Below are 11,919 nucleotides of genomic sequence, written 5' to 3'. Positions count from 1 at the left end.
GCTGCCGGAAAAAGTCTCCCAGCGGAGTCTGGACGTTGGCTGGGACGGAGCTTAGCGGCCCAGTGCCAGGGCAGCTACCGTGCCGCCGGCGACGGTGATCACGGCGGCTGCGGCGCACCCCATCAGGACAGCCGGCGGCGCCCCTGACCCCCGGTGCAGCTCCCGGCCGCGCACGAACCCGCAACCGGCAAGCACGACGGTGGCCGCCATGGCGGCCAGGACGCAGAGGCCCCGGAGGTCGACTCCGGAGACAATACCCCCTGCCGCCGGGCCGCCGCCGTGCGCCCAGCTCCGCCAGACCAACAGGTCGACGACGACGAGCGCCAGCAAGGTGCGCCGCCAGGCCAGCGAGGTCCGCTCGGGCTGGAGCCCGGGGTCCCGGTGCGCCGGAGCGCTCAACGGGCCAGCAGGATCAGGCCGGCCAGGATGAACGCCGCGGCGGCCACGCCCACCGTCACCACCAGCGGCACGCCGGAAAACGGCAATTCGCGATTGTTCCGCATTGCCGCCTCCATCTTCCCCCAGCGCCGGTAGGAAAGGGCCGCCAGCCCGGCGCCGATCAGCGCCAGCAACACACAGAGCACCACCCGGACCGGACCCGGCGCGATTCCCGGCGCCAGCTGGTCAACGGCGAGCGCGCCGGCGATCAGGGCCAGCGAGGTCCTGATCCAGGCCAGGAACGTCCGCTCGTTGGCCAGCGAAAACCTGTAGTCGGGCGTGCTGCCGGTCTTCCGCCAGGCTGGTTCGCGCATCCGTCTCCTCCACCCGTGTTCCTTGTCCTTTAACACGGCACCCTGACTGACAGTGCGCCAATAGAACCCTACCGGCAGCGGCAGGCACCGCGCCGGACCGCTTTACCCTCGGGCAGAGCGCCGGGGTAAATTTGAGGGCATGAGTTTCGAGACCGTCAGCACCCCTGCAGCGTCCCCCGTACCGTCCCACCGGTCCCGCATCCACGGCTGCCTGCTGGGCGGCGCCCTGGGCGATTCGCTGGGCTACGCGGTGGAATTCGAGGCCATCGGCGCCATCCGTGCCGTTTTCGGGCCGGACGGGCTGCGGGACTTCGCCGAACTCGGCGGCGGTTGCCACTTCTCCGATGACACGCAGATGACGCTGTACACGGTGGACGGGCTGCTGGAGGCGCTCGAGTGGGCCAACTCCGGTGTGGCGGCGGACACGAACGCCTGCCTGTGGCTGGCCTACCTGCGCTGGCTCGGCAGCCAGGGCGTGTCGCTCCCGGACTCCGCACCGTTCCAGCCGCCGCGCTGGATCGACAGCCACGAGGTGCTCCGGCACCGCCGCGCGCCGGGCAACGCCTGCCTCAGCGGCCTCTCCACCGGGCAGATGGGCACCGTGTACCGGCCGGTCAACCCGGAGTCCAAGGACTGCGGCACGGTGATGCGCTCGGCCCCGTTCGGACTGATTCCGCACATCCCGGCGGACGCGGTCTACAAGATAAGTGCGGACGCGGCGTCGCTGACCCACGGGCACCCCTCGGCCCGGCAGAGCGCAGGCGTGTTCAGCCTGCTGATCCGCTCCCTGGTCGACGGCGGAGGCCTGCACGAGGCGGCCGGCGTCGCACTCGCACAGCTGCAGGAGGGCCGGCTGCCGAAGGGTGAGGAACCCGATCCGGCCCTGGTCGGGCGGCTGACGGCGGCCCTGCGCCTGGCCCCCGAAGCCGCAACAGCCGGCCTGCTGGGCGCCGAAGAACTGGTGCGGCAGCTGGGTGAGGGCTGGGCGGCCGAGGAGGCACTCGCCGTCGGTCTTTACGCCGTACTGGCCACCGCCCCGGAGACGACGGCGGCTGCCGCCAGCCCGGCGGACCACTTCCGGGCCGCGATCGGCGTGGCGGTAAACCACAGCGGCGACAGCGACTCCACCGCGTCGATCGCCGGCAACATCTTGGGGGCACACTACGGCGAGCGATGCCTGCCCGCGGACTGGCTGGCCGCGCTCGAGGCCCCCGAGCTCATCCGGGGCATGGCCACGCGGCTGGTGGCGGTTACGGGCGCCTGAGCGAAATGTTGTTGCAGGCTTCGCAGACATCGTCCGGAATGAGTCCGCGGCGCTGCAGCAGTCCGAAGATTGCACAGCCGAGGCAGAAGCCGGCGAAGGCCTCCAGTGACGCGGCGATGATCAGGACCGTGAGCAGGATCCAGGCGGCCGGTGCCAGGCCCGCGGCGAAGAGGATGGCGGCAGCCGTGGACATGGCTGCGCCAATGCCCTGCGCGAAGCGTTTCGGCGGGCCGGGGACAAGCCGCTTCCTGCCCAACAACGGCGTCAGGACCTTGACCGAGAGCACACCGAAGGGCGAGATCCGCGGGCCGAACAGCATCCGCAGCCAGAAGCCGGCCGCGATGACCGCCAGCCCCCAGCCGGCGCCGGTCAGCAGGGTCACGAGCGACAGCAGCACCACGAGGGCCGCGGTGATCCGCGCAGAGTACTCGTTCACCGGGTTGGGGAAGGCGAAGACCTTGCGCCAGTCGACGCGGCCCCGCGCCCCGGGGGCGGGAACCTGGGCCGGGCGGACCGGTGCAGAGATCAGTTTGCTCATCGTCCAAGGCTAGGAGCGGGCCCGGCCCGGGCGAAACGATTGTTGCGCAGTATGACCCGCTTAGAAGGCCCGGGCGGGCTGAACTTCGGTCACGTGTCCGCCCACCATCTGCAGGAACTCCCCCTCGGAGAGGACCTCGATCCGCTGGCCGCGTTCGTGCAGTTCGAGGACCCGGCGCGCTTTGCCGGTGAGGCGGCCCGAGCGCAGGTCCGCGGCGACGAAGCCGTCCCCCACCACCAGGACCGTGGTGCGGGCGGTGACACGGCTTTCCGGCCGGGCACCGAGCTCGGCCGAGCGCAGCTTCGCCTCGGGCCGTGCAATCGCCAGTTCCCCTGTGAACACCACGGTCTGCCCGAACAGCGGGTGGTCGGCCTCTGCCGCGGCGTTGGGCTCCGGGTTGGCTCCCTCCTCCGGCCAGCCCGGACGGAACCCGCGGCCCGGGGAACCCGGACCCTGGCCGGAGGCGAGCGCCTCGATTGCGGACCGGGTGGCCTTGGAGAGCGGGTCGCGGCGCGGGTCGAAGGCCTGCTGCCGGGACATGGCCAGCCCCAGCGAGAGGTACAGTTCCGCGATGCTGGCGGCGCCGTTGCGGGCCGCGATGTCAATCAGGATGCCGGCGCAGGCCCGGGCGTCCTCGGCGGCGTCGTGGTGGTTGAGCAGCGGGACGCCGGCCTCCTCGGCGGCGTACGGCAGCGAGTTGGACACCAGCGAATAGCAGCGCCGGGACAGCATCACAGTGCAGACATAGTCGTAGGCGGGCCCCGGCAGGCCGGAGACCTCCAGGCCGGAACGGATCACGCCGAGGTCGAAGGCGGCGTTGTGGGCGGCCAGCACGTCATCGCCAATGAAGGCGCCGATCTCGGGGAACAGCTCACCGAAACGGGGCAGCCCAGCCACCTGCTCGGGCCGGATGCCGTGGATGCGGACGTTGTGGTGGTCGAACACGTCGTGGTTCGCCGGCGGCCGCATCAGCCAGGCGGCCTCCTCGACGACGACACCGTCGCGCACCCTGCTCAGGCCGACGGCGCACGGCGAGCCGCGGAAGCCGTTAGCTGTCTCGAAGTCGATCGCCGTAAAGTCCAAACCCACGCTGCCACTTTAGCGCCGGAACCGGGACCGGCCCGTCAAGTACCCTTGATGGGTGAACCCTATTAGCCTGCACGAACTCGCCGTGACCACCCTCGGAGGCGCCGGACCCGTCCAGCCGCACCTGTCCGCCTTCCTGCCCGACTGGCTCAACCCCGATGTCTTCTTGCGCGATTCTCCGCTGGGTCCTTGGGTTGTTCTGGTCGTTTGCGCCATCATCTTCGCCGAAACCGGGCTGCTGATCGGGTTCTTCCTGCCGGGTGACTCCATGTTGTTCACGGCGGGGTTGCTGGTCGCGACGGGGGCCATCAAGTTCAATCTCTGGGGGATGTGCGCGCTGATCATCGTCGCGGCAATACTCGGTAATCAGGCCGGCTACCTGATCGGTTCCAAGGCCGGCCCGGCGATCTTCAAGCGGCCCGATTCCAAGCTCTTTAAGCGCGAAAACGTGGAGAGCGCGCACGCCTTCTTCGAAAAGCACGGCGGCAAGGCCCTCATCCTTGCCCGCTTCGTCCCGATCATCCGGACCTTCGTCCCGGTCATCGTCGGCGTGGCCCAGATGAGCAAGCACAAGTTCTTCGTCTACAACGTGATCGGCGCGGTGCTCTGGGGCGGCGGCGTCACGCTCCTGGGCGCGTGGCTCGGACAGTACGACTGGGTCGGGAAGAACATCGACATCATCTTCATCGTGATCGTGCTGCTATCCGTGATCCCGATCGGCATCGAAATACTCCGGGGCCTGATCGCCAAGCGCCAGGGCGCAAAGAACGGCACCGACGTCGTCGAGGAATTCATCGAGGAGCACGAACCGGAAGAAGAGCGCAAGACGCCGTAGGGAGCGCTACTCCCCCGCCGGCCGGCCCGTCAGGGCCGGCCGCACCGGCTACTTGCCGGCCAACGCCGCCACGATCGCCGGAAGCAGCGCCCGGAAGGCGTGGCCGCGGTGGCTGATGGCGTTCTTCTCCTCCGGGCTGAGTTCGGCGCAGCTGCGGTCCAGGCCGCTCGGCTGGAGCACCGGGTCGTAACCGAAGCCGCCGGCCCCCCGCGGTTCACGCAGCAGAGTCCCCTCCAGCTGGCCGTACTCCACCACCTCCCGGGCTTCCTCGCCGGCCATGGCCGGCAGGGCCAGCGCCGCGGCGCAGACAAAAGCCGCGCCGCGGAAGTCGTCCGGCACGTCCGAGAGCTGGTCCAGCAGCAGCCGCAGATTCGCGGCGTCGTCCCCGTGATGTCCCGCCCAGCGCGCCGAGAAGATGCCCGGCGCCCCGCCCAGGACGTCCACGGCCAGGCCGGAGTCGTCGGCGATCGCAATCAGGCCGGTGGCGGCCGCCACAGCCCGGGCCTTAAGCAGCGAATTCTCCGCGAAGGTCACCCCGGTCTCCACGACGTCGGGGGCTCCGACGGCGCCGGCGTCCACCACCTGCGTGTCGACGTCGACCCCGGGCAGCTGCCCGCGTAGGAGCTCGCGCAGTTCCCTGAGCTTGCCCTGGTTATGGGTGGCCAGGACCAAAACGGGCGCGGCGACTCCCGTCACGGGGCTTCGGCCAGCGTCTCGCGCTGGATGGCGGCGAGCTGCTCCGTCCCGAGCAAGGCCAGGTCCAGCAGTTTGTTGAGCTCGTCGCGGTCAAACGGGGCGCCCTCGGCGGTGCCCTGGACCTCGACGAACTTACCCGAGCCCGTCACCACCACGTTCATGTCGGTCTCGGCGCGGACATCCTCCACGTACGGCAGGTCCAGCATCGGCACACCGTCGATGATGCCCACCGAGACGGCGGCGACCGTGTCGACCAGCGGCTGGGCATTGCGCGTGATGAGTTTATTCTCCCGGGCGAAGCGGATGGCCTCGGCCAGCGCCACGTACGCGCCGGTGATCGCCGCCGTGCGGGTGCCGCCGTCGGCCTGCAGGACATCGCAGTCGAGCACGATCGTGTTTTCGCCCAGCGCCTTGGTGTCAATGATGGAGCGCAGCGAGCGGCCGATCAGGCGGGAAATTTCGTGCGTGCGGCCGCCGATCTTGCCCTTCACTGACTCGCGGGCGGAGCGGGTGTTGGTGGCCCGCGGCAGCATGGCGTACTCGGCGGTCACCCAGCCCCGGCCCTCGCCCTTGAGCCAGCGCGGCACGCCTTCGGTCAACGACGCCGTGCAGAGCACCCGGGTATTTCCGAACTCGATCAGGGCCGAGCCTTCGGCCTGCTTGGACCAGCCGCGGGTGATGCTGATCGGGCGGAGCTGGTCGGGGGTGCGGCCATCGGCGCGGATAACGGGGGCAGGGAGGGCTTCGGAAGTCATGCCTTCTAGCTTATCGACTCGGCGCGAGCTTCCTTAGCGGAGCCCCGGTGAAGACCAACCGGTTGGACCGGATGCGGACGCCGGACACGCACGCCCCTCCCGCAGAAGTAGCGTCCATTAGCGTGGTGTAACGGCCCGGCTGGGGCGTGTTGCTCCCCGACACTGGCTGCTCTAAATTCTCCAACTCCGTTCGGTCTCGCAAGCGCGGTCCGAGCATTACCCGTTTTAGTGCAAGTCGGCGGTGGGCCATTCGTTCGACGCCGCCGGGTTATGCCTTACGGCGCGCGCCAGCCCCGGGCGCAGGCCTGGCGGCGATGGCTGTCAGGTCCCGGGCCGGTCCGGGTGGGGGTAAGGTGCCGGTCTGCCAGAGGGCTGTCAGTGTCCGGCGCAGGGGCAGCCCGCGGACGGCGACGACGACGAGCCGGTGCAGGGCAAGGTCGTCACGGACGGCCAGTGCGCTAAGTACGCCGGGGGCCGTGCCGGCGGCGATGGCGGAGCGGACGGCCGCCGTGGTGGAGAGTTCCACCAGCGGAGCTGCCAGGGTCGCGGCTCCGGCGGCCTTGAGCAGGTGCTCGAGGGCGTCCCGGGTTCCGCTGCCGTGTTCCCTGGTGACCAGTGCTGTTGCCGCCAGTTCCCTTGCTGTGACAGGTGTCCGGCGCCGGGCCCAGGGATGCCCCGGTGCGACGACCAGGACCATGTCATCGTCCTGCACCGCGGCGGCGCTCAGGTCCGGGGGAAGGTGCGGGCTTTCGATGAAACCGAGGGCCGCCTGTCCGGATCGGACCATGGCTACGGCGGCTTCACTGTTGTTCACCGTCAACTCCACGACGGTGGGCGTGAGCCCGAGGGCCTCCTGCTGGCGGCGCAGCGCAACCAGCCAGAGCGGCAGCAGATGTTCGGCGATCGTCTGGCTGGCTGCGACTTTCAGCTGGCGGGCGGTGTCGGATCGGAGCGAGGCGATCCCGGCATCGAGCCGCTCCGCGGCGGCGAGGACCTCCGCCGCCCAGCCCGCGACCAGGGCGCCGGACTCTGTCAGGGTGGATCCCCGCGGTGTCCGGGTCAACAGTGCGGACCCGATCTGGGATTCCAGGGAACGCATCCGGGAGGAGACAGCCTGCTGGGATAGCCCAAGGTGTTTCCCGGCGGCGGAGAGGGATCCCAGATCATGGACCGCGGCGAGCATTTCCAGGGCGGAGAGCTGCGGTATGCGGGGGCTGAGCATCGGGGAATCTCCTTCAAAACGGCGCATGTGATACAAGTTCGACTTGTACCCGGACAAGTCTATGCCCCCTACTGCGGCCGGTCCGGGACCGGGATCATGGAAGGTATGGGAACCATGCTGCTAACCGCCGATAAACACCACACCGCACCACCGGAACTGCCCCCGGGCTTCCGTGCTGGCGGCCGTCGCGTCCTGCGCCGGCTGGAGAAGCCGTCGGAGCTGTTCGCGAACCTGACCCCGAACTGGTTTGCCTCCATCATGGGCACCGGGATCGTCGCGACCGCCGCCGCGACGCTTCCCCTGCAATTCCCGGGCCTGCGCACCGGCGCCACCATCGTCTGGGCCCTCGCGTCCGTGCTGTTGATCCTGCTGACCGCAGCGACCGGCGTGCACTGGATCCAGCACCGGAAGACCGCGGCAAGCCACCACAGCCATCCGGTGATGGCGCATTTCTACGGCGCACCTCCGATGGCGCTGCTTACCGTCGGGGCCGGGACCCTGCTGCTGGGCAAGGACATCCTCGGCGAACAGCTCGCGCTCGGCATCGATGCGGTGCTGTGGACCGCCGGGACCGTGCTCGGGCTGGCCAGCGCCGTCGCGGTCCCGTACCTGCAGTTCACCCGGCACCAGATCACACAGGACAGCGCGTTCGGCGGCTGGCTGATGCCCGTGGTCCCCCCGATGGTCTCGGCCTCCACCGGGGCACTGCTGCTGCCCTACGTCCCGGCCGGGCAGGCGCGCCTGACCCTTCTGATGGGCTGCTACGCGATGTTCGGACTGAGCCTGCTCGCCTCTATCATCATCATCACCTTGATCTGGAGCAGGCTGGCCGCACACAAGATCGGGGCCGCCGCGGCAGTCCCCACTCTGTGGATCGTCCTGGGCCCGCTCGGTCAGTCCATCACCGCCGCTAATCTCCTCGGCGGAAACGCCCACCTCGCCGTGTCCGGGACCCTGGCCAGGGCGATGGAAGCTTTCGGCGTCCTCTACGGCGTACCGGTCCTGGGCTTCGCACTCATGTGGGCGGCCCTCGCAACCGCCATCACCATCCGCACCGCCCGTCAGGGCCTGCCGTTCTCCCTGACCTGGTGGTCCTTCACTTTCCCCATCGGGACCTGCGTCACCGGCCTGACCGGCCTCGCCGCCCACACACACCTGACCGCGTTCGACGCGATGGCCGTCACCGGCTACGCCCTGCTGGTCGCCGCCTGGATCGTCGTCGCCGCCCGGACCTTCCACGGCAGCATCCTCGAAGGCACCCTCTTCCAGAAACCCGCCACCGCCATACCTTCGGGGAAGCTGTAGAAGACCCACCGTTCAGCCGTGCAACCCACCGCCCCCATCCGAAGGACCACTCCATGACCCCCAGAACACCACCCGGTTCCCGCCCAACTGAGCACGCATCCATCAACAAGCAAACGCCCCATGCGCCCGTCCGATGGCGGCGGCTATTGGTGGCCGTCGGCGTGCCACTCGTCGTCGCCGTCGGGGCACTCACTTACGGACTCAGCACAAACAGCACCCACCAATCGAACCCGGCAGTAGAGAAGGACCCGACGAACATTGAAGGAGTCATCAGCTATGCGGGACTGAGTAGGAACCACGTACAGACCGCGGTGATCTATCCACAACGTCCCGGCGTCGGCGGAGACCATGCCCCGATCTGGACGAACTGCGGAGCCTATGACCGGCCCATTCTGGAAACCCTGGCCGTGCACTCCTTGGAACACGGTGCCGTCTGGATCAGCTACCAACCCGGACTTCCCACCGACGACATCGCCAGGCTCGCCCAACTCGCAACAAATCAAAGCCACGTCCTGGTCAGCCCCTTCCCCGGCCAAAGCTCCCGCATCGAAGCCACCGCCTGGGGCAAACAACTCAGCGTCACCGACCCGACAGACCCGCGCCTGACCGCCTTCATCAACGCGTTCCAGCAAGGCCCGCAAACACCAGAACCTGGAGAGACCTGCAGCGGCGGAATTAATGGATAGTGGCCGTTGATCTGTCGGCCGGTCCGCTACGGAGGAATGCGCGTCCCTATCGATTGTCAGGGCTAGTTGGTGATGGCTGAATATTTCGCCCGCTCGGTGCCAACGCGGCTTTCTTCCACCCGCTCAAGTGCAGTGGCATTGAAGCCTTTGATGATCAGCCAGAGCGCGAGTGATATCTCCCAGGCGAATACAGGCAGCGCGACGAGCAGCCCGATCGGTGAGAACTGCCCGTACAGGCCGAAGATGACCAGCACGGTTGAGAGCGTGATGACCGCGCCACCTGCGAGGCCGAGAACCGCGATGAAGCGAGGCACGAGGCGGGACGTGTACATGAGCCAGGCCAGCACGATCGAGCCGGTGCCGAGCGCAAAGCCCTGGCCGAACAGGAGCGAAGCGTCTTGCAGCGCCAGCAGGGCCGCCGCGACGACTTCGAGGGTGCCCTCGTCGGCGCCGTGGGGCTGCTGCCGCAGCAGCAGCACGGTGAGCAGGCTGATAGTGCCCACCGTGATGATTGACGCCTCGAGGATGCGGGCGGCGACGTAGGCCAGGGCCAACCTTGGGCTCCGGCGTCTAACGACGGGATAGATGGCCACTGCGGTGCCGACGACGGCGATCACGAGCAACACCTCGAACAAAACACCGAGGGCCACCGACGGGTCCCGGCCGGTTCCGGTGACGTAGCTTGGCGTGTTTAGCACCGGAGCGTAGAGGAGCCGGGCGACGATCGCGCCGACTTCACTGAGCAGGAAGAGACCGCCGATGAGAACTGCGGTTCTGCGGGTGGGGGTCATAAGAACTCCTTTGAGTCACGGTGTACGCGGTACACCTTTGGTGAAAAGACTGTAAGGTGTACGATGTACTCCTGTCAAGGGTGAACCGTCTCCCAACCTGAAAGGGACCGCAATGGCTCCAGGGCTGGCCGCCCCGCGCACACGTCTTAACCGCGATCGAGTGCTTCAGGCCGCGGTGGAGCTCGCCGACGAGATCGGCCTCGAGGCGCTGAGCATGCGCCGGCTCGCCGAAGAGCTCGGGGTCGTACCGATGGCGCTGTACAAGCACGTCGCGAACAAAGAAGAGCTGCTCGACGCGATGGTCGAGGTGATTATCAACGAGATCGATCCGCCGATCAGCAGCACCGACTGGAAGACGGCTGTCCGTCTGCGGATTATCTCGGCCCGGCAGGTACTGATGCGGCATCCGTGGGCGCGCCCCGTACTTGAGTCGCGTACCAATCACACGCCGACCGTGCTGGACTACCTCGAGTCCACGATCGGGATGTTCCTGACCGGCGGGTTCTCCGTGGACCTCACCCACCACGTCATGCACGCTCTGGGCAGCCGGATGTGGGGCTTCACCCAGGAACTGTTCGACCAATCCCCCAGCTCCGGCAGTGCGGCCGCAGCCGAGACGGCCCCCGAAGTGCAATCTGCCCAGACCCTCGCCGTGGCAGAGCGCTACCCCAACATCGCGCGGATCAGCGGCGCGGCCGACCATGACGGAACAGTCGTGGCACACGGATGCGACGACAGATTCGAGTTCGAATTCGCCCTCGACCTACTCCTTGACGGTTTCGAGCGGCTCCACCAAACAGGATGGCGTCCGCCGGGGCGGAGCTGACTGGCCATAGCGCTTCGAACCCGCAATCCCTCCCGATTTGTCTACAAGGACGCAGTGCAAGTCGTCGCAGTTCCCCACGCCTATCCAGAAAACCGGCCGTTTCAACCCGCCAGGTAAAGGGTCCGTTCACGGAATTCAAGTCGCCAGAGACCCGCTGCCAGCCCACGAGTACGGTGATGGGGACCTTCTGTGTCTTGCGGAGCTGGGCAATGCCAAAGACGAACCCGCCGTCGATGGTTCTGATTCCGAACGAGGTCAGCACCATCGACCTACAGCCGCGCGTAGGCCCAGCCATCCCATTGACGGTACGCGAGGTGCGCGATGGCGGCCGGGACGGTGCCGACACCGGGTGTGAGCCGACCGGGTTCCAGATTCGCGGATCGGAGGCTGTTTTCGCAGGCCAGGAGGTGCGTTCCCGCGCCGAGCGCTTCCTGGACCGCTGCGATCGCGACCGAGTCGCTGGCGAGTAATTTGACCCCTGGGCCCTGGATTAGGACTTCGATGGGCCTATCGGTCGGTAGGGCCGCGGTGGCGTTGGCTGCACTGCGCAGGACGGCGAGCAGTCCCTCCTCATCCATCGGGCCGGCGGCATGGATCAGCAAGCCGGGGCCGGTTGTTGCTGGGGGCGTGATGTTACGGGTTTCTGGCATGGTGTCCTTCCGGGTCGCCCGCGGGCATGGTGAGGTGAGGCGCTTACTGGGCGGAGGATGGACCGGTCCCGTTGAGCTCGGCGAGGGCTGCCCGGAGCCGCGTGTCCGCGTCATCGGCTACTTCCCGGACCGCGGGACTGCCGCTGAGCTGGACCATGGTTTGGGGGTCGATGGCCTGGATGGTGGTCACTGCCTCGTCGGTGCCGCGGCGGACGACGACATTGCAGGGCAGCAGCGCGCCAAGGTCCGGTTCGGCGGCCAAGGCCTTGCTCGCCAGCTCGGGGTTGCAGGCGCCGAGGATCACATAGTCACCCACGGCGTCGGCGGCCCCGGTTCCGAGCTTTTTTTCGAACGTGGCGCGGACGTTAATTTCGGTCAGGATCCCGAATCCCTGCCCGGCCAGCGCCTCACGGGTGCGTTCGACCGCTTCCGCCCAGTCCAGCGGCACGGTGATGGTGTGGGTATAACTCATGCGGGCTCCTTGCGCTTAGGTCACCGCCAAGGCGGGCGGCA

General features: G+C 68.1%; 15 protein-coding genes. 5 read left to right on the top strand and 10 right to left on the bottom strand.

What is annotated here, in order from left to right:
• Window positions 1–51: 51 nt before the first annotated feature.
• On the bottom strand, window positions 52–399 hold the full coding sequence (locus ABIB14_RS00810; RefSeq protein WP_354233375.1) for a DUF202 domain-containing protein: 348 nt from the start codon (window positions 397–399) through the stop codon (window positions 52–54).
• Window positions 396–752: a YidH family protein gene (locus ABIB14_RS00805; protein ID WP_354233374.1), complete on the bottom strand. Its 357-nt coding sequence runs from the start codon at window positions 750–752 to the stop codon at window positions 396–398. Before ABIB14_RS00805 ends, ABIB14_RS00810 begins: the two co-directional genes overlap by 4 nt.
• 139 nt (window positions 753–891) lie before the next feature.
• On the opposite strand from ABIB14_RS00805, the gene ABIB14_RS00800 reads away from it, so the two are divergent.
• Window positions 892–2,016 carry an ADP-ribosylglycohydrolase family protein gene (locus ABIB14_RS00800; protein ID WP_354233373.1) on the top strand — a complete coding sequence of 375 codons (1,125 nt, stop codon included), beginning with the start codon at window positions 892–894 and terminating at the stop codon, window positions 2,014–2,016.
• Here ABIB14_RS00800 and ABIB14_RS00795 read toward each other — a convergent pair.
• Window positions 2,003–2,554, bottom strand: coding sequence for a DUF4395 domain-containing protein (locus tag ABIB14_RS00795; protein WP_354233371.1), 552 nt, complete (start codon window positions 2,552–2,554; stop codon window positions 2,003–2,005). The genes ABIB14_RS00800 and ABIB14_RS00795 overlap by 14 nt on opposite strands.
• Window positions 2,555–2,614: 60 nt before the next feature.
• Window positions 2,615–3,643, bottom strand: a complete 1,029-nt coding sequence (locus tag ABIB14_RS00790) for a 3'-5' exonuclease (protein ID WP_354233370.1) — start codon at window positions 3,641–3,643, stop codon at window positions 2,615–2,617.
• 67 nt (window positions 3,644–3,710) lie between these two features.
• Between ABIB14_RS00790 and ABIB14_RS00785 the strand changes: the two genes are divergently transcribed.
• A complete protein-coding gene (locus ABIB14_RS00785; RefSeq protein WP_354233538.1) occupies window positions 3,711–4,475 on the top strand; it encodes a VTT domain-containing protein in 765 nt (254 codons plus the stop codon).
• Window positions 4,476–4,523: 48 nt separating this feature from the next.
• Here the strand turns inward: ABIB14_RS00785 and rdgB are convergent, their stop codons facing one another.
• The 3 genes from rdgB to ABIB14_RS00770 all read right to left on the bottom strand — a co-directional run bounded on the left by rdgB (window position 4,524) and on the right by ABIB14_RS00770 (window position 7,148).
• Window positions 4,524–5,171, bottom strand: a complete 648-nt coding sequence (gene rdgB / locus ABIB14_RS00780) for an RdgB/HAM1 family non-canonical purine NTP pyrophosphatase (protein ID WP_354233369.1) — start codon at window positions 5,169–5,171, stop codon at window positions 4,524–4,526.
• The gene (rph, locus tag ABIB14_RS00775) at window positions 5,168–5,926 is read right to left on the bottom strand and encodes a ribonuclease PH (protein WP_354233367.1); all 759 of its coding nucleotides are present in this window, start codon (window positions 5,924–5,926) and stop codon (window positions 5,168–5,170) included. The genes rdgB and rph overlap by 4 nt, the downstream gene beginning before the upstream one ends.
• A gap of 268 nt (window positions 5,927–6,194) precedes the next feature.
• A complete protein-coding gene (locus ABIB14_RS00770) occupies window positions 6,195–7,148 on the bottom strand; it encodes a LysR family transcriptional regulator (protein ID WP_354233366.1) in 954 nt (317 codons plus the stop codon).
• Between the two features lie 114 nt (window positions 7,149–7,262).
• On the opposite strand from ABIB14_RS00770, the gene ABIB14_RS00765 reads away from it, so the two are divergent.
• Together ABIB14_RS00765 and ABIB14_RS00760 are read left to right on the top strand one after the other, a co-directional pair.
• Entirely contained in the window at window positions 7,263–8,453 is a 1,191-nt protein-coding gene (locus tag ABIB14_RS00765) for a TDT family transporter (RefSeq protein ID WP_354233364.1), read from the top strand.
• A 53-nt stretch (window positions 8,454–8,506) separates the two neighbouring features.
• Window positions 8,507–9,139, top strand: coding sequence for a thioredoxin-like domain-containing protein (locus tag ABIB14_RS00760; protein ID WP_354233363.1), 633 nt, complete (start codon window positions 8,507–8,509; stop codon window positions 9,137–9,139).
• Between the two features lie 62 nt (window positions 9,140–9,201).
• On the opposite strand, the gene ABIB14_RS00755 is transcribed toward ABIB14_RS00760, so the two are convergent.
• Window positions 9,202–9,930 carry a DUF4386 domain-containing protein gene (locus ABIB14_RS00755; protein WP_354233362.1) on the bottom strand — a complete coding sequence of 243 codons (729 nt, stop codon included), beginning with the start codon at window positions 9,928–9,930 and terminating at the stop codon, window positions 9,202–9,204.
• A gap of 112 nt (window positions 9,931–10,042) precedes the next feature.
• Here ABIB14_RS00755 and ABIB14_RS00750 point away from each other — a divergent pair, with 112 nt between their 5' ends.
• On the top strand, window positions 10,043–10,756 hold the full coding sequence (locus tag ABIB14_RS00750; RefSeq protein WP_354233360.1) for a TetR/AcrR family transcriptional regulator: 714 nt from the start codon (window positions 10,043–10,045) through the stop codon (window positions 10,754–10,756).
• Between the two features lie 269 nt (window positions 10,757–11,025).
• Here ABIB14_RS00750 and ABIB14_RS00745 read toward each other — a convergent pair whose 3' ends face one another.
• The gene (locus ABIB14_RS00745) at window positions 11,026–11,406 is read right to left on the bottom strand and encodes a DsrE family protein (RefSeq protein WP_354233359.1); all 381 of its coding nucleotides are present in this window, start codon (window positions 11,404–11,406) and stop codon (window positions 11,026–11,028) included.
• Between the two features lie 43 nt (window positions 11,407–11,449).
• Window positions 11,450–11,878, bottom strand: coding sequence for a DUF302 domain-containing protein (locus ABIB14_RS00740; protein ID WP_354233357.1), 429 nt, complete (start codon window positions 11,876–11,878; stop codon window positions 11,450–11,452).
• Window positions 11,879–11,919: the final 41 nt, after the last annotated feature.

The organism is Arthrobacter sp. UYEF3 (assembly GCF_040546245.1).
Lineage (GTDB): Bacteria > Actinomycetota > Actinomycetes > Actinomycetales > Micrococcaceae > Arthrobacter.
This window is presented reverse-complemented; position numbering and strand designations above follow the sequence as displayed.